13 protein-coding genes are annotated in these 17,220 nt (G+C 65.0%); 7 read left to right on the plus strand and 6 right to left on the minus strand.

What is annotated here, in order from left to right:
* Positions 1–122: 122 nt before the first annotated feature.
* Entirely contained in the window at positions 123–1,430 is a 1,308-nt protein-coding gene (locus K254_RS0117945) for a helix-turn-helix transcriptional regulator (protein ID WP_196811004.1), read from the minus strand.
* A gap of 166 nt (positions 1,431–1,596) precedes the next feature.
* On the opposite strand from K254_RS0117945, the gene tkt reads away from it, so the two are divergent.
* From tkt to fbaA, 5 genes are all read left to right on the plus strand, one after another.
* Complete coding sequence (gene tkt, locus K254_RS0117950; RefSeq protein ID WP_442853061.1) at positions 1,597–3,753, plus strand: transketolase; 2,157 nt, start codon at positions 1,597–1,599, stop codon at positions 3,751–3,753.
* Between the two features lie 101 nt (positions 3,754–3,854).
* A complete protein-coding gene (gene tal, locus K254_RS0117955) occupies positions 3,855–4,976 on the plus strand; it encodes a transaldolase (protein WP_026556523.1) in 1,122 nt (373 codons plus the stop codon).
* Between the two features lie 228 nt (positions 4,977–5,204).
* Positions 5,205–5,924 (plus strand): ribulose-phosphate 3-epimerase, encoded by a 720-nt coding sequence (gene rpe, locus K254_RS0117960; RefSeq protein WP_026556524.1) that lies wholly within the window; start codon positions 5,205–5,207, stop codon positions 5,922–5,924.
* A 10-nt stretch (positions 5,925–5,934) separates the two neighbouring features.
* Complete coding sequence (locus K254_RS0117965) at positions 5,935–6,408, plus strand: ribose-5-phosphate isomerase (protein WP_026556525.1); 474 nt, start codon at positions 5,935–5,937, stop codon at positions 6,406–6,408.
* Positions 6,409–6,590: 182 nt separating this feature from the next.
* Positions 6,591–7,628 (plus strand): class II fructose-bisphosphate aldolase, encoded by a 1,038-nt coding sequence (gene fbaA, locus K254_RS0117970; protein WP_269209044.1) that lies wholly within the window; start codon positions 6,591–6,593, stop codon positions 7,626–7,628.
* A gap of 214 nt (positions 7,629–7,842) precedes the next feature.
* On the opposite strand, the gene K254_RS0117975 is transcribed toward fbaA, so the two are convergent.
* The 3 genes from K254_RS0117975 to K254_RS0117985 all read right to left on the minus strand — a co-directional run bounded on the left by K254_RS0117975 (position 7,843) and on the right by K254_RS0117985 (position 10,959).
* On the minus strand, positions 7,843–8,868 hold the full coding sequence (locus K254_RS0117975) for a 6-phosphofructokinase (RefSeq protein WP_026556527.1): 1,026 nt from the start codon (positions 8,866–8,868) through the stop codon (positions 7,843–7,845).
* A 153-nt stretch (positions 8,869–9,021) separates the two neighbouring features.
* Positions 9,022–9,384: a cupin domain-containing protein gene (locus K254_RS0117980; RefSeq protein WP_026556528.1), complete on the minus strand. Its 363-nt coding sequence runs from the start codon at positions 9,382–9,384 to the stop codon at positions 9,022–9,024.
* Between the two features lie 87 nt (positions 9,385–9,471).
* Positions 9,472–10,959 carry a glyceraldehyde-3-phosphate dehydrogenase gene (locus K254_RS0117985; RefSeq protein ID WP_081710337.1) on the minus strand — a complete coding sequence of 496 codons (1,488 nt, stop codon included), beginning with the start codon at positions 10,957–10,959 and terminating at the stop codon, positions 9,472–9,474.
* Positions 10,960–11,339: 380 nt separating this feature from the next.
* Between K254_RS0117985 and K254_RS0117990 the strand changes: the two genes are divergently transcribed.
* Entirely contained in the window at positions 11,340–12,329 is a 990-nt protein-coding gene (locus K254_RS0117990; protein ID WP_026556530.1) for an HAD-IIA family hydrolase, read from the plus strand.
* 15 nt (positions 12,330–12,344) lie between these two features.
* Here the strand turns inward: K254_RS0117990 and K254_RS0117995 are convergent, their stop codons facing one another.
* On the minus strand, positions 12,345–13,088 hold the full coding sequence (locus tag K254_RS0117995; RefSeq protein ID WP_026556531.1) for an IclR family transcriptional regulator: 744 nt from the start codon (positions 13,086–13,088) through the stop codon (positions 12,345–12,347).
* Complete coding sequence (locus K254_RS0118000) at positions 13,085–14,557, minus strand: APC family permease (RefSeq protein WP_231391900.1); 1,473 nt, start codon at positions 14,555–14,557, stop codon at positions 13,085–13,087. The genes K254_RS0117995 and K254_RS0118000 overlap by 4 nt, the downstream gene beginning before the upstream one ends.
* Before the next feature lie 630 nt (positions 14,558–15,187).
* On the opposite strand from K254_RS0118000, the gene K254_RS0118010 reads away from it, so the two are divergent.
* Positions 15,188–17,125, plus strand: coding sequence for a primary-amine oxidase (locus tag K254_RS0118010; protein WP_026556533.1), 1,938 nt, complete (start codon positions 15,188–15,190; stop codon positions 17,123–17,125).
* Positions 17,126–17,220 lie beyond the last annotated feature (95 nt).

The following is a 17,220-nucleotide window of genomic DNA, read 5'->3' on the forward strand; positions in this document are numbered from 1 at the left end:
GCCTGTCGTCCACGGGAACTGATTAAGAGCTGAAAGGGCGCTCCGAGCCGGAAGAACAGTGGTTGTTGAGACCGCTGTTCCACCGGGCGATGGAGCGCCCTTTCAGCTGTTAAGGCTGCCTGTCACCGGAGTCCGTGGCTGTGTGCCAGGGCGATGGCCTCGGTGCGCGAGCCGACCCCGAGCTTCTTGAACAGGTTCCGCACGTGGAACTTGACCGTGTTCTCGCTGATGCCCATCGTTGAGGCGATGGTGCGGTTGCGGTGGCCGCCGGCAAGGTGCTGGAGCACTTCGAGTTCCCGGGCGGCAAGGTTCCATCCGGCGACATCCCCGGCAGGGCGTGTCGGCAGGTCCAGGGGGAGTGAGACGAAGATGTCGGCCCCCCAGCCTGCCATTACATCCATCCGCAGGTGCCCGGTGAGCGCCTGGACCCGGCGCTCAAGGCCGCTGATGCTCGGCGTATCGGCGGAGAGTGCGCCGCGGCCGTCGTCTCGGACGTTGATCAGCAGGTTTTCGCCGTCGCAGTCCCACTGTGTCCGGATTCTGCTGACGTCTGGTTGTTCCATCATGACCAGCACAAGCCCGCGGACGATGGCCCGTGCCGCGTGGGCGACTTCGCCGGGGAGGTCCCGTCCATTCAGCGGCGGTTCGATGAACTCGACCTCAATGCCGCTGAACCGGGTGAGCGGCCGCAGGTCCTCCCGCAGGCGTTCGAAGGCCTTGGCGACGGGCTCTTTCGCCAGGTCCGTTGTGCGGTCGCTCAGGGTGCGGAGCCCGACCAAGGCCTTGGCGGCGAGGTCGGTGACGGTTGTGCGGGCCGCTGCATCCGCCAAGGAGGACGAGCGCAGGGCCGCCAGGAGGGTCTCCAGGGTCGTGGAGTGCAGATCGGTCAATTCCGCAGTCACGCGGATGCGTTCGGCCGAGGCCGCCCGGGATTCCAGCAGGTACGACGGCGGTGCATCGGTCACCTTCTCCTGGATCCGCCGGGCAGCAAGGCGCCACAAATACGTCACCATGTCCAGCCCATCGTTGTGCCCCGGGCCGGCCGGGCGGGGATCCGTGAGGACGAGGAGGGCATTGCTGGGGGCATACTTCAGGGCCAACACCTGGCGTTGCCGGCCTGCAATCTCGGCCTCCCCGAACCACGGAGTCTCGTCCGCCAGGGCAGCTCGAAGATTGTCCAGCTCGGCGATGGAGACCCGGGAAATGATCTCTTCCTCGCCCGCCTTCTTCTGCGGCCGGCCCGTGCAGTCTTCGGTGAAGATGACCAGCGCGCTGCTTCCCAGATAGGGGAGCGAGGCGTTGCGCAGCTGCTCCGCAATATGGGTCAAGGGCGCGTCGGCCAAAGCTGCTACTGACTGCAAAAGCGGCCAGTGCGGGTCAGGACTAGGCACGGTGGATTCCTGCAGCGATCGGTGGGTGGCTGAGCTCATCGAGGCAGTCTACCGGCGGCGGCCGCATCCGACCAGTCCGAAAGGGTAGTAAGAACCGTCAGAAAACAGTGTTACACCTACCCATTCGTTTCGCGAGGATGGGTATCAGCCAGAAAACATCCGTGCGGCCACTACCGGCCGATGACCGAATCGAAGGGGATTAATCGTGAACCCGACAGCTACCTTGGTGAACGCCTTGTCAGATCCTAATTCAGCAACACTCGACTGGACGCCCGAAGACCAGCGCGCGGTGGACACCGCACGGGTTCTGGCCGCAGATGCGGTCGAGAAGGTCGGCAACGGCCACCCCGGTACGGCCATGAGCCTGGCCCCTGCCGCATATCTGCTCTTCCAGAAGCTGATGCGCCACGACCCCCGCAACCCGGATTGGCTGGGCCGCGACCGGTTCATCCTTTCCCCCGGCCACTCCTCGCTGACGCTGTACATCCAGCTGTTCCTCTCCGGCTACGGCCTGGAGCTGGAGGACCTGCAGGCGCTGCGCACCTGGGGCTCGCTGACCCCCGGCCACCCGGAGTACAAGCACACCAAGGGTGTCGAGATCACCACCGGCCCGCTGGGCCAGGGCCTGGCCTCCTCCGTGGGCTTCGCCTACTCCCAGCGCCGGATGCGCGGCCTGTTCGACGCCGATGCTCCCGCCGGCGAAAGCCCGTTTGACCACACCATCTGGGTCATCGCCTCCGACGGCGACATCCAGGAGGGCGTCACCTCCGAGGCCTCCTCCCTGGCCGGCCACCAGGAACTGGGCAACCTCGTAGTGGTCTACGACGAGAACCACATCTCCATCGAAGATGACACCGACATCGCCTTCACCGAAGACGTCCTCGGCCGCTACGAGTCCTATGGCTGGCACACCCAGCGCGTGGACTGGACCAAGACCGGCGATTACGTCGAAGACGTCGCCGAGCTGTACACGGCGCTGCTGAAGGCCAAGGCCGAGACCTCCAAGCCCTCGATCATCTCGCTGCGCACCATCATCGGCTACCCGGCCCCCAAGAAGCAGAACACCGGCAAGATCCACGGTTCAGCGCTCGGTGCCGACGAAGTCGCAGGCCTGAAGGAGGTCTTGGGCTTCGACCCCGCCAAGTCCTTCGAAGTTGACCCGGCCGTTCTGGCCCACGCCCGCTCCGTCGTCGACCGCGGTGCCGACGCGCGCAGCGCATGGGACGAGTCCTTCACCGCCTGGCAGTCGGCCAACCCCGAGGGTGCCGCCCTGCTGGAGCGGATCGAAGCCAAGAAGCTTCCGGCCGGACTCGATGCCGCCCTGCCCTCCTTCGAAGCGGGCAAGGACGTCTCCACCCGTGCCGCCTCCGGCAAGGTCCTCAATGCGATCGGCCCGGTTCTGCCGGAGCTGTGGGGCGGCTCCTGCGACCTCGCGGAGTCCAACAACACCACGATCGAGGGTTCGCCGTCGTTCATTCCGGCCTCCCGCTCCACGGAATCGTGGAAGGGCAACCCGTACGGCCGTGTGCTGCACTTCGGCATCCGTGAGCACGCCGCGGCCTCCATCGTGAACGGCATCCACCTGGCCGGCCCGACCCGGGCGTTCTCCGGCACGTTCATGATCTTCTCCGACTACCAGCGCCCGGCGATCCGCCTCTCCGCCTTGATGGGCGTTCCGTCCATCTATGTGTGGTCGCACGACTCCATCGGCCTGGGCGAAGACGGCCCCACCCACCAGCCGGTGGAGCAGCTCTCCTCGCTGCGCGCCATCCCGGGTCTGGACGTGGTCCGCCCCGGCGATGCCAACGAGGTGCCCCAGGCGTGGAAGCAGATCCTGGAGAACACCTCCAACCCGGCCGGCATCGTGCTGACCCGCCAGAACATCCCCACGTACGCCCGGTCCGAGGGTGCCGCCACGGCGGAGCTCTTCGGCTCCGCCGCCGGTGTGGCCAAGGGCGGCTACGTGCTGGCCGAGTCCACCGCCGACGGTGCCATCGTTGCACCGCAGGTGTTGCTGATCGCCACCGGTTCCGAGGTCCAGCTGGCCGTCGAGGCCCGCGAGGCCCTGCAGGCCGAGGGCATCGCCACCCGCGTCATCTCGATGCCGTGCGTGGAGTGGTTCAACGCCCAGTCCGCCGAGTACAAGGAATCCGTCCTCCCGGCCGCCGTCAAGGCCCGCGTCTCCGTTGAGGCCGGCCTGGCCCTGGGCTGGCGCGAGTTCGTCGGCGACGCCGGCCGTTCCATCTCCCTGGAGCACTTCGGCGCCTCGGCAGACTACAAGCGCCTCTTCCAGGAGTTCGGCATCACCACCGAGGCCGTCACGGCCGCGGCCAAGGATTCCCTCTCCGCCGCAGGCAACTAACCTCAACCCACTGCACTGCGGCCGGCGCCGCGGGACGGCCCACGGCCGTCCCGCGGCATCGGCGCCAACCGTCATCATTTTCGTAGGAAGAAGCAGAAGCCATGACCAACGCAACACCCACCGCACAGCTTTCCGACGCCGGTGTCTCCATCTGGCTGGACGACCTCTCCCGTGAACGCCTCTCCAGCGGCAGCCTGCAGAGGCTCATCGACGAGAAGAACGTCGTCGGCGTCACCACCAACCCGTCCATCTTCCAGGCCGCGATCACCTCCGGCACGGACTACGACGCGAAGATCGCCGACCTTGCCGCGCAGGGTGCCAGCCTCGAGGAGACGATCTTCGAGATCACCACCGCCGACGTCGCCGACGCTTGCGACCTCTTCGCCTCCATCGCCAAGTCCACCAACGGTGTCGACGGCCGCGTCTCCATCGAGGTGGACCCCCGCAAAGCCTGGGACACCAAGGGCACCATCGCCGAGGCCAAGCAGCTCTACAAGAAGGTCAACAAGGACAATGTCCACATCAAGATCCCTGCGACCCTGGAAGGCCTGGCTGCCATCGCAGAAACCCTGGGCGAAGGCATCAGTGTCAATGTCACGCTGATCTTCTCGCTGGAGCGCTACCGGGCCGTCATCAACGCCTTCCAGACGGGTCTGAAACTGGCCAAGGACAACGGCCACGACCTCTCCACCATCCACTCGGTGGCATCGTTCTTCGTCTCCCGCGTGGACACCGAGATCGACAAGCGTCTGGACGCCATTGGCACCGATGAAGCCAAGGCTCTCAAGGGCAAGGCGGGCGTGGCCAACGCCCGCCTCGCCTACCAGGTCTATGAAGAGCTCTTCTCCACCGAGCGCTGGGCCGTGCTGGCCGCAGCCGGCGCCCGGCCGCAGCGTCCCCTGTGGGCCTCCACCGGTGTGAAGGATCCGGCCCTGCCGGACACCCTGTACGTGACCGGGCTGGCAGCTGCCGACGTCGTGAACACCATGCCGGAAAAGACGCTGGATGCCACCTTCGACCACGGCGTGGTCACCGGTGACACCATCACCGGCACCTACGCCGAGGCACGCGGCGTGCTCAACGCCCTGGAAGGAATCGGCGTCTCCTACGACGACGTCGTTGCACTTCTGGAATCCGAAGGCCTGGAGAAGTTCGTGGCCAGCTGGAAGGAACTGCTGGCCGACGTCGACGGCGCCCTTGCCGCTGCACGGAAGGCAGCCTGACCCACCGAGCCCTCCCTGCTGCGGAGCCATCAATGCTTCGCAGCAGGGAGCACCACCAAGGGTTTTCGCAAAGGACCACACCCTGTGGGTTCCGGTGCTGAATCCGCCATACGTCCCGGCTGCGTGGATACGACCTTGGGGGTCTCCACGCAGCCGGGGTCACCGAGCAGCCGGCGCAGTTCCAGGCCCTGTTCCGCCAGATCCGACCGATACCGAAAGGCAGACACCATGCCCAGTGTGCCCCCGAAGTGCTGCATCAACCCCAGCATCCTCTCGGCCGATTTCGTCAACCTCGAGGCCGAGCTGGCCCGCATCAGCAATGCCGATGCCGTGCATGTGGATGTCATGGACAACCACTTCGTGCCGAACCTGACCATCGGCCTGCCCGTCGTGGAACGGCTGCAAAAGGTCAGCCCCGTGCCGTTGGACGCCCATCTGATGATTTCCAATGTGGACCGCTGGGCGCCGCAGTTCGCCGACGCCGGCCTGAGCTCGGTGACGTTCCACGTGGAGGCGTCCGAGGCCCCGATCAAGCTTGCCCGCGAACTTCGCGCCCGGGGGGCCAAGGCCGGCATGGCGCTGCGCCCGGCGACCCCGGTGGAACCGTACCTGGACATGCTCTCCGAGCTGGACATGCTGTTGATCATGACGGTGGAGCCGGGCTTTGGCGGCCAGGCGTTCCTGGACGTCATGCTGCCCAAGATCCGCCGCGCCCGCGCTGCGGTCGATGGCTCCGGAGTGGACGTGGCCATCCAAGTCGACGGCGGGATCACTGAGGAAACCATCATCCGCGCAGCGGAGGCAGGCGCCAACGTGTTCGTGGCCGGATCGGCCGTGTATGGCAAGCCATCGCCCGCGGACGCCATCGAGTCGCTCCGGGCGAACAGCCAGCTCGCCTTCGCCCCGACGACACTGCAGTTCAATGACATCGCACTCCAACAAGCCTGAAGGACCACTCATGCGCGTTCACATTGCCACCGACCATGCCGGCCTCGAGCTCAGCGCCCACCTCATCACCGCGCTGAGCGCCAAGGGCTACGAGATGGTCGACCACGGGCCCACCGAGTACGACGCCGAGGACGACTACCCGAGCTTCTGCATCAACGCCGCATCCGCCGTCGTGGCTGACCAGGCCGCCGGTGTGGATGCGCTGGGCATCGTGCTGGGCGGCTCCGGCAACGGCGAGCAGATCGCCGCGAACAAGGTGGTTGGCGTCCGTGCAGCCCTGGCCTGGAACCTGAGCACCGCCACCCTGGCCCGCGAGCACAACGATGCGAACGTGGTGGCCGTGGGCGGGCGCCAGCACAGCGTGGAGGAGGCCACCGAAATCATCGAGGCCTTCCTGGCCGAGCCCTTCAGCAACGCCGAGCGCCACGAGCGCCGCATTGGCAAGATCGCCACGTACGAAACCACCGGCGAGGTCGCCGGATAGCCTGGCGCTCCACCAACGGCGTCGGCACGGCCGCCGCCGCAGAGCCACCTACGGTCAAAACCCGTGCCTTATTAACACTATTAACTATTAACACTGCGAAGAAGCCGCCTACCCGTTGGGTGAAACCCAACGGGTAGGCGGAGCATGCCCTGACCGGCTGGGAGGGGCCATGGACAAACCTCATACAAGGAGTCAGCGTGCCCATTGCAACCCCGGAAATCTATGCCGAGATGATCGACCGTGCCAAGGCCGGCGGCTTCGCCTACCCCGCGGTCAACGTCACCTCCTCCCAGACGCTGAGCGCTGCCCTGCGCGGGTTTGCCGATGCCGGGTCCGATGGCATCATCCAGGTCACCACGGGTGGGTCGGCCTACTGGTCCGGTTCCTCGGTGAAGAACATGGTCACCGGTTCCCTGGCGTTCGCGGCGTATGCCCGCGAGGTGGCCAAGCACTATGACATCAACGTGGCCCTGCACACGGACCACTGTCCCAAGGGCCACCTGGCCGACTTCGTCCTGCCCCTGCTGGCGGAGTCCGAGGCTGCGGTCAAGCGTGGTGAGAACCCGATCTTCCAGTCGCACATGTGGGACGGTTCGGCCGAGACGCTGGAGGAGAACCTGCGCATCGCCCGCGAGATGCTGGACCGTGCCGCGGCGGCGAAGATCATCCTGGAGATCGAGATCGGCGCCGTGGGCGGCGAGGAGGATGGGGTGGAGAACGCGATCAACGACAAGCTGTACTCCACGGTGGCCGATGGCATGGCCACGGTTGAGGCCCTGGGTTCGGGGGAGAACGGCCGCTACATCACTGCGCTGACGTTCGGCAATGTGCATGGCGTGTACAAGCCGGGCAATGTGAAGCTGCGTCCGGAGATCCTCAAGGACATCCAGGCCCAGGTGAGTGCGAAGGTGGGCAAGGCGAACCCGTTCGACCTGGTCTTCCATGGCGGCTCGGGCTCGACCGAGCAGGAGATCAAGGATGCGGTGTCCTATGGTGTGATCAAGATGAACATTGACACGGACACGCAGTACGCGTTCACCCGTCCGGTGGCCGGGCACATGCTGGCCAACTACGACGGCGTCCTGAAGGTCGACGGCGAGGTGGGCAACAAGAAGACGTACGACCCGCGCGTGTGGGGTGCCCTGGCCGAGGCCGGCATGGCGGCCCGTGTGGGTGTTGCGGCGCAGGAGCTCGGCTCCGCGGGCAAGACGTTCAAGTAACCACGAGCGGCGGATGGGCCCACGCTTGCCAGGTTCCCGAACAATCGCTGGCGCGATTCTCCGGGAACCTGGCAAGTGGATGGGCCCACGCTTGCCAGGTTCCCGAACAATCGCTGGCGCGATTCTCCGGGAACCTGGCAAGTGGATGGGCCCACAGCTGCGAGGGGCCCGCGGCTGGGGACTTGCGGTCGGACGGGCCGGCAAGTGAGGCCGGTCAGCCGAAGAGGATGGCGGCCTCGTCGTAGCGGTGCTGGGGGACGGTTTTGAGGTTGCCCAGGGCCTCTTCGAAGGGGACGTGTTCGATCTCGGTGCCGTTCAGGGAGACCATGGTGCCCCAGCGCTGTTCCACGACGGAGTCGATGGCGGCCATGCCCAGGCGGGTGGCCAGGACGCGGTCGAAGGCGCTGGGCACGCCGCCGCGCTGGATGTGGCCCAGCACCGTGGCGCGGGTTTCGATGCCGGTCATGGCCTCGATCTGCGGGGCGAGCTGTTCGCCGATGCCGCCCAGGCGGGGGCGGCCGAAGGCGTCCAGGCCGCGTTCGGAGTGCGGGGAGTCCTGGTGGTCCGGGACGAAGCCCTCGGCGACGACGACCAGGGGTGCGCGGCCGCGTTCGTGGGCCTCGTTGACCCAGGTGGCGATCTGTTCCAGGGAGGTGGCCTGTTCGGGGATCAGGATGGCGTGGGCGCCGGTGGCCATGCCGGCGTGCAGGGCGATCCAGCCGACGTGGCGGCCCATGACCTCGGCGACCATGCAGCGGTGGTGGGATTCGCCGGTGGTGCGCAGGCGGTCGATGGCCTCGGTGGCGATCTGCACGGCGGTGTCGAAGCCGAAGGTGTAGTCGGTGGCGTCCAGGTCGTTGTCCACGGTTTTGGGCACGCCGACGATGTTCAGGCCGGCGTCGGTGAGGCGGCGTGCGGCGGCCAGGGTGCCTTCGCCGCCGATGGCGATGATGGCGTCGATGCCGAGGCGGTCCATGTGGGCCTTGATGACTTCGGGGCCGCCGTTGCCTTCGAAGGGGTTGGTGCGGGAGGTGCCCAGGATGGTGCCGCCCTGTTTGGAGATGCCGCGGACGCTTTGGCGGGGCAGGTCCATGATGTCGCCCTCCACCACGCCGCGCCAGCCGTCGCGGAATCCGACGAATTCCTGGCCGTAGACCTTGATGCCCTTCAAGACGGCGCCGCGGATGACGGCGTTGAGTCCGGGGCAGTCGCCGCCGCTGGTGAGAATTCCAAACTTCATGTGTCGGCTCGAATCGTCGAAAGAGGGGTGGTGGGTTCGGCGCGGGTGGGGCTCGACGCCACGGCAGGATGCGTGCCGGACGGGCCCACCCATGCCCGCAACCTGTCAGGCCCGGGGTCCACCCCGGGCCTGACAGGTTGAGCGCATTCGTGGCTAGGCAGCGAAGATCACGAAGAACTTCCTGATCCGTTCCTGGATCTCCCAGGTTCCCTGCCACCCGATGGGGAAGAAGCCGGCGGTTCCAGCCTCCAGAGTGACAGGCTTGCCGCCGTCTTCGGTGACCACCATGCGGCCCTCAAGCACGTGGATCACCTCGCCGCGCTCCAAAAACTCCCACCGGGAGAGGCCGGGTTCGGCCTCCCAGACTCCGGAGAGGATGCGGGAGTCGTCGCTGGTGAAGGGTATGGAGATCCGCGTTTGAATCTCCTCGCCCAGTACTTCGGCGAGGGGAGGGCCGAGCAGGGATTCGTCTAGCTTGCCCTCGAAGAGTTCGGTGGGCTGGAAGGTTTTACTCATTGGATGTACCTTTCTTCGGCTGCCCGCCGGCAAGGTCGCCGGCGGGCTGGTGGTGATGGCCGCGGCTCGACTAAGCAGCGGTTGGACTTATCCCAGGGAGGCAAGCACCGACATCGCCTCTTCGACGACATTCGTGGCGGGGAAGGACGGCCGTTTCACGTTGGCCATCTCTTCCATGACACGGACCACCTGGCAGCTGTAGCCAAACTCGTTGTCGTACCAGACGTAGAGGACCAGCTGGGTGTCATTGGAAATGGTGGCGAGGGCGTCAACGATGCCCGTTCGGCGTGAACCGACGAAGTCCGTGGAGACCACCTCGGGCGAATCGACGAAGTCGATCTGCCTGCGCAGATTCGAGTGCAGCGACATTTCGCGGAGGAAGTTGTTGACCTCGTCCCTGGTGGTTCCGCTGTGGAGGGTGAGGTTCAGGATGGCCAGTGAAACGTCAGGGGTGGGAACGCGGATGGAGCTGCCGCTGAGCTTGCCCAGCAATTCGGGCAGCGCCTTGGCCACTGCCTTCGCGGCCCCGGTCTCGGTGATGACCATGTTCAGTGCTGCGGAGCGGCCGCGCCGGTCGCCCTGGTGGAAGTTGTCGGTCAGGTTCTGGTCATTGGTGAAGGAATGGACGGTCTCCACGTGGCCGTGGACCAGGCCGAACCTGTCATTGATGGCTTTCAGCACCGGGGTGATGGCGTTCGTGGTGCAGGACGCTGCGGAAATGATCCGGTCCGCGCTGGTGATGTCGCCGTGGTTGATGCCGTGCACAATGTTCTTCAACTCGCCCTTGCCGGGTGCCGTCAGCAGCACCCGGGCCACGCCCTTGCTCAACAGGTGCTGGGAGAGGCCCTCCTCGTCACGCCACTTGCCCGTGTTGTCCACCACGAGGGCGTCCTTGATGCCGTAGGCCGTGTAGTCGATGGTGGCGGGGTTGTCCGAATAGATGACCTGGATCTGGACGCCGTTGGCCGTGATGGTGTTGGCGTGCTGGTCCACCTTGATGGTGCCTTCGAAGGGGCCGTGCACCGAGTCGCGGCGCAGGAGGCTGGCACGTTTGGTGAGGTCGTTCTCGGATCCGCGCCGGACCACGATGGCGCGCAGCCGAAGGTCCTGCCCGCCGCCTGTCTTTTCGACCAGGAGGCGGGCCAGGAGCCGGCCGATCCTGCCGAAACCGTAGAGCACGACGTCGGTGCTGGCGCGGCCATCGCCGCCGCGCTTACCCACGAGCTCGGCGAGTTCCGCGCGGAGGAATTGCTCCAAGGTGGCGTTGCCGTCCCTTTCCTTGAATTTTTGGTTCAGGACGGCGATGTCGATTGCGGCCGGACCGAGTTGCAGCCGAGCCAAGGTGTCCAGCAGCGGGGCAGTCTCCTCCAGAAGCAGCTCGTCCATGCTGACGCGGCGGGCAAAGCGGTGCGCCTTCAGGATGCCCATGGGGGACTTGCTGACCAGGTTGCGTCCGTGGATGGAGATGACCACGTTGTTTTCACGGAACAGCCGGCCGATCACCGGAATCATGGCTTCAGCGAGGGCCTCGCGGCCCATCCACGTAGCGAGACAAGAATCTGGGGTTTGTTGCATCGGACTGCCTTTCCAAAACGAGGTGAGCATGGCATCCATCCTCCTGCCCCTTTTGGATAGGGGGAACGCTAATTCAGGATGGTTGTGGCTACCCATTTGAATAGGCTGCTGCGTGGGTGGTCCCGAATGCGGGCACTTAAGCATGGGTGTGCATCGTTTCTTGCGCTGCTGCGGTGGCCTCGGTTCACCTGATTAGGACATCGCCAACGCGGTGTCCTAGGGTGTCACCAACATGAACGTCGGCACAGACGCTCCGCCCGGCACACCAAAGCGCCACCACATGGCGCCAGGGGGTGGCCCGTCTCCTGCTGGCTCCGACGAAGGCACGGTTTCCACAAAAATGCGGACCGGCCAGCACGACCAGCGAAGGTGGGATATCGATGGCTAGACGGCTCATTGACGGTTTTGACGGAGTGCTCGCTGACCTTGACGGTGTCGTGTACACCGGATCGAAGGCGATCGACGGTGCCACCGATGCCCTCGACAGGCTTCAGGGGGAGGGCAAGAGCCTGGCCTACGTCACCAACAACGCGTCGCGCTCTTCCGAGGAGGTTGCCGCCCATCTGCGGGAACTAGGCGCACCTGCCACCGCTGGGCAGGTTTTCGGATCCGCGCTGGCCGGTGCAGAGCTGCTGGCCGGCGAGGTGGCCGCAGGCGCGGCAGTGCTCGTCGTCGGCAGCCAGGTTCTCGCGGACGCCGTCAGGGCGCAGGGGCTCGTCGTCGTTCCCAGCTCGGACAGCCGGCCAGACGCTGTCATTCAAGGGTTTTCCCCTGCCCTCGGCTGGAAGGATCTGGCAGAGGCCGCCTACGCAATCACAGCGGGTGCCACCTGGGTGGCGACGAATCTGGACATGACCCTTCCACAGGAACGGGGGTTTGCCCCCGGCAACGGATCACTGGTGGCAGCGGTTGCCTCTGCCACCGGCAAGTCGCCCCTGGTGGCAGGAAAACCAGAACCAGCCCTCTTTGAGACGGCGGCCCGCCACTGTGGCGTGGAGCGCGCCCTCGTCGTTGGCGACCGACTGGACACCGACATCCTGGGCGGGAATCGCGCGGGCATGGCTACTGTCCTCGTCCTCACGGGCGTGGACTCGGTCCAGACGGCCCTGGCCGCCCATTTGGACGAGCGTCCAAACTACATGGTCCGTTCCCTGGGCGGACTCTACGAGGAGTACCCCGAGATCACGGCCAACGAGGGAGCCTACACCTGTGGTGGCGCCGTGGCCCGGGTGTCGGGGTCGACGGTGAGCGTCAGCGGCCGTGAAGACGACCTTGACAGCTGGCGCGCTGCCTGTGCTGCCTGGTGGGCAGCACACCCGGACATGGCCCCTGAGGCTGCGCCGGAGATCGAGTTCGCGACGGCTGGATAGGGGCCGGGTTCCCCATCAGAACAGGAACGGGGCCAGCCCGGACGCCAGCTGCCGGGCCTCTTCCGCATGTTCACAGACGGTGTCGAACCGTTCAGAGGGGCCCGAGAGGCAGAGGGCTGCGCCCACAGACCCGTTGGGCCGTCTCACGGGAAGGGCCAGTCTGGCTGATCCCTGCTCCAACTCGTTGATCTCCGAGGCCTCGCCCTTAATCCGGATCTCCGCGAGCACCTCTTCCAGCCGCCGCTTGTCGACGATCGTGTGCTCCGTCAGCTTCATCAACGGCCCTTTCGGGAGAGCTGAGGCCGAATCGCCAAGCTCGGCGAGCATCAGTTTCCCTGCGGCGGACGCGTGCGGATACCGCAGCATTTCGGATGCTGATTGGAGCGGGTAGTCCGGATCCTCATCGGCAATTCTGAGGGCGGCGTTGCGGAACATGATCAGGTGCACGGCGAAACGGTTTCCACTCCTGAACGCGTCTATGACGGCGCGGGCGGCGGCGGGAACGGTTGGCGGGGCCGCAGCCGCAATCAGACCCGAAATAGCATGTCCGAGTGCGAATCCACGCAGGTCGGAGGTGCGGGCCAGATACTCGTCCCCGACGAGTGCGTTCAGCACCCGGTAGGCGGTTGCCGGGGGCATCTGCAGAGCGTCGGAGACCTCTTTCGCCGTCGTCCCAGTGCCCAACCTGGCCACGACCTCCAAAATCCTGAGCGGGTTTGACGTGGTGCTGGGACCCCGGTTTTCGTACCTGTAGTTCATGGAATCGGCTCGCCTTGAAACAGGTCCAATTGCCGAGTCTCATCGTAGATGCCCACGGACGCCAAACGCTCGGGCAACCGGAGGCGAAGGTACGTGGCGAAAATGACGCTGGCGAGGAGGACACCGCCGTAGATGAGTGTCTGCAGGTTGCCTGTGTGCAGCGATACCGCCGCAGCTGTCCAGAGCACCGCACCGAGGGCCAGGGAGGTTGCCGCCCCCAGTATCCAGCTGGCATAAGTGTCCTCTCCGATCCTGCGCAGGAAGAACGGCATGGATGCGCTGGCAAAGATATAGGACCCAAGGTAGCCATACGCGCCCAGCGTGAAGAGGTTCGCGAGGCCCTGCACAGGGCTGGTGCCGGAGATGACCATCACGATGGGAACCAGGGCAACAACAGGCATCACGGCCAGGATCGCCGTCGAAGGTGTCCCAAAGGCGGGATGTGTCCGGCCGACAGTTCGTGGGGCAACGCCTTCCCTGCCCATGCAGAAGAATATCCGGGCAAGGGCGTTGACAGATGCAATCGCGCACGCAAACCACGACGCTGCGATTCCCAGGTCAAGGACTGCGGCGAACATGGGGGATGTCTGGGAAAACAGGTCAGACAACGGTGTTGAGCTCCCCGTTATGTCCAACGGCGCCTCTTTGAGGGCTACGTCCTGGGCGGTCGCGGCAAGAAGATAGAGCACGCCCGCGAGGATGGGAGTCCACGTGATGGCCCGTGGAACGCTGACGAAGGGTTTCTGCGCCTCGCCTCCCAGCGTGGTTGGGCTTTCGAAGCCGACAAAGGCGCTGATGGCCACGACGATTCCGATCGATAACAAATCAAAATCTCCGTTCCAGGCAAACACGCTGCCGAGGCCCACCGTCGGCGGGTTGACGGCGAAGTAGACGATCATCAGGACGGCGAGGATTCCAATTGAAATGGATTCCATCAGCAGCGTGGACCACGCGGATACCCGGATCCCCCTGATCATGAGGAAACAGGCGGCACCCGCGGCAGCAAGAATGACGAGGACCGTGAAAATCCTGGGATCCGCGAAGGCGACGCCCAGATTGATCAACAGCTGAACGACATAGGTGCCAACCGCCAGCAGACTGGCCATGGCCACCAGGCCGTACCCAAAGATGGCCGACCAGCCGGCGGTAATTGCTGTCCGTTGGCCAAGTCCCTTGGCTGTGTAGCTGTAGAGGCCGCTGACGGCCGCCATGCGCTTGGCCATCGGTCGCAGGCAGAAGGAAACAAGGATCACGACCGCCATGGCTGCGCCGAATGTCAGCGCAAGGTTCGGCCTGGCGGATCCCAAGACAAGTCCCGGAAAGATCAGGGCCGGAATGACGGACATGGCACCGGCGGGCGCCACGTTGGCTACTGCCTGCGCGACGACCGGCAAGAAGGAAAGCTTCCGGCGGCGAAGGCCCTCCACCGGAGAGTGGGGGGTGATGAAGCGATCACCGTGGGCAGACACTGCGTACCAACTTTCCCTCCGGTGGGCAGGCTCGCCTTGCTTATGAGTGACGCAAGTCATCGACCCGAAGTGCCAAACATTAGCATTCCCGCGGCCGGCGGCGGCATCCGTGAACATGTTTCCGAATGTTTCCAACATGTTAACTGCAATGGGAAAATACGGCGCCGAATTTCTCACGGAAATTTTCAAGAAGCGCTCGCCTAAATGAATTCGCTGACGTAATTTGGTTACATGAAAGGGATGCATGTGATCGGCATCACGTCAGCAGAACTCGGGGACGAGCCCTGCTGACCCTCTAGAAATAGAGGATGTTGAGGTTGCGGACGATCCCCCTGGGACCCACACCCGGGGTTGCCAAGGGGATTTCCAGCGAATTTTCATATGCACCAAAATTGAGCAGTTCCGACAAAGATGAGAATTCCTGGAAATCCAAAGCCCCTTTGTCTTATTGGTCCCGCAACAGCAATGCCGCCCGCCGGACCGAGCACGAGATCCCAGGCTGGGCGTGTGTAGTGCAGCAACCCTTCTGCCTACTCCGTGGCGCCGCGATCCGCTTCTTCAAAGCCGGTTTCCGGAACACTTCGGCTGCCAGGCCAAAGTCACCCCGAATAAAGAACTAAGGAGTAAACCATGACGATCAATACTGAAACCCACACCGTGGTAGGGACAGCACACCCCCTGGATCCGCTCTCCCGCGCCGAGATCTCCCGGGCGGCCGCGATCCTTAAGGACGGCCCGGCCGCGGCGGAGTCCTTCCGCTTCATCAGCGTGGAGCTGCGCGAGCCCGAGAAGGAGTTGCTGCGCACCGGTGCCGCGACGGCGCGTGAAGCAGACGCCGTGCTGGTCAACCGTGCCGAGGGACGCGCCTATGAGGCCGTCGTCGATCTTGATGCGGGCCTCGTGTCGAAGTGGACGCAACTGGCCGCGAACGTCCACCCGCCCTTTATGCTGGACGAGTTTGCCGAGGGTGAAGCGACCTGCCGGCAGAACCCCGAGGTCCAGGCGGCCCTGGCCAAGCGGGGCATCACGGATATGGACCTGGTCTGTTTCGAACCGTGGTCCGTGGGCTACTTCGGTGAAGACAACGAGGGCCGGCGCCTGATGCGCGCCCTGGTCTTTGTCCGTGACGAGGCCGACGACAGCCCGTACGCGCACCCGATCGAGAACTTCATCGTCATCGTGGACCTGAACTCCGGGGAGGTCGTCAAGGTCGAGGACGACCAGGCGATCCCGGTTCCCAGCGCTAGCGGCAACTACCTGCCCAAGTACGTTGGAGAGGCCCGGACCGATCTGAAGCCGATCTCCATCACCCAGCCCGAAGGGGCGTCCTTCACGGTCACCGGCAACCACGTCCAGTGGGCCGACTGGTCCTTCCGTGTCGGCTTCACCCCCCGCGAGGGCCTGGTCCTGCACCAGCTGCGCTTCCGCAACAAGGACACCGAGCGTCCCGTGATCAACCGGGCCTCCCTGTCGGAAATGGTCGTCCCGTACGGAGACACCGCCCCGGTCCAGGCGAAGAAGAACGCCTTCGACTCCGGTGAGTACAACATCGGCAACATGGCCAACTCCCTGACCCTGGGCTGCGACTGCACCGGGGAGATCAAGTACTTCGACGGCATCACCACCGACAGCCACGGCAACCCGATGACCATCGAAAACGCGATCTGCATGCACGAGGAGGACGACAGCATCCTGTGGAAGCACTTCGACTTCCGCGAGGGCACCACCGAGACCCGCCGCAGCCGCAAGCTCGTGATCTCCTTCATCGCCACCGTCGCGAACTACGAGTACGCCTTCTACTGGCACCTGTTCCTGGACGGCAGCATCGAGTTCCTGGTCAAGGCCACCGGCATCCTCTCCACCGCCGGCCAGAAGCCCGGTGAGAAGAGCCCGTACGGGCAGACCCTGAACAACGACGGCCTCTACGCCCCGATCCACCAGCACATGTTCAACGTCCGCATGGACTTTGAAATCGACGGCCCGCGCAACGCCGTCTATGAAGTGGACATGGAAATCCCCGAACACAACCCGACCCACACCGCCTTCATGGCCGTGGACCGGCTGCTGGAAACCGAACAGGCCGCCATCCGCAAGACCGACTCCTCCAAGCACCGCTTCTGGAAGATCGCCAACCGCGACAGCCGCAACATCGTGGACGAACCCGTCGCCTACCGGCTGATCCCCACCGATGGCATCCAGCTGGCCGCCGGAGACGAGTCCTACGTGAGCAAGCGGGCACAGTTCGCCCGCAACAACCTCTGGGTCACCGCCTACGACCGCAGCGAACGCTTCGCTGCCGGCGAGTTCCCCAACCAGGCCACCGGCGCCGATGACGGACTGCACATCTGGACCCAGAAGGACCGCAACATCGTCGATCAGGACCTCGTGGTCTGGTACACGTTCGGCATGCACCACGTCGTGCGTCTGGAGGACTGGCCCATCATGCCCCGCCAGAACATCGGCTTCATGCTCGAGCCCCACGGCTTCTTCGACCAGAACCCGACCCTGAACCTCCCGGCCAGGATCGAAGCCACCACCACCACCGACACCTGCTGCACCAACAACTGACAGTCCTTGGCTGAGGTCACGGGAGCGCCACTGCTCGCTCACGGCGCTCCCGTGACCTCATCGTGAGGTGCAAGTCTGCCCTCGGGGCCATCTGC

Source organism: Arthrobacter sp. 35W (assembly GCF_000482545.1).
In the GTDB taxonomy this organism is placed as follows: Bacteria; Actinomycetota; Actinomycetes; order Actinomycetales; family Micrococcaceae; genus Specibacter.

Coding starts and splice junctions, on each gene's coding strand:
- K254_RS0117945 (WP_196811004.1), bottom strand. CDS start 1,430: ATGAGCTCAGCCACCCACCGATCGCTGCAGGAATCCACCGTGCCTAGT.
- tal (WP_026556523.1), top strand. CDS start 3,855: ATGACCAACGCAACACCCACCGCACAGCTTTCCGACGCCGGTGTCTCC.
- rpe (WP_026556524.1), top strand. CDS start 5,205: ATGCCCAGTGTGCCCCCGAAGTGCTGCATCAACCCCAGCATCCTCTCG.
- K254_RS0117965 (WP_026556525.1), top strand. CDS start 5,935: ATGCGCGTTCACATTGCCACCGACCATGCCGGCCTCGAGCTCAGCGCC.
- K254_RS0117975 (WP_026556527.1), bottom strand. CDS start 8,868: ATGAAGTTTGGAATTCTCACCAGCGGCGGCGACTGCCCCGGACTCAAC.
- K254_RS0117980 (WP_026556528.1), bottom strand. CDS start 9,384: ATGAGTAAAACCTTCCAGCCCACCGAACTCTTCGAGGGCAAGCTAGAC.
- K254_RS0117985 (WP_081710337.1), bottom strand. CDS start 10,959: ATGCAACAAACCCCAGATTCTTGTCTCGCTACGTGGATGGGCCGCGAG.
- K254_RS0117990 (WP_026556530.1), top strand. CDS start 11,340: ATGGCTAGACGGCTCATTGACGGTTTTGACGGAGTGCTCGCTGACCTT.
- K254_RS0117995 (WP_026556531.1), bottom strand. CDS start 13,088: ATGAACTACAGGTACGAAAACCGGGGTCCCAGCACCACGTCAAACCCG.
- K254_RS0118010 (WP_026556533.1), top strand. CDS start 15,188: ATGACGATCAATACTGAAACCCACACCGTGGTAGGGACAGCACACCCC.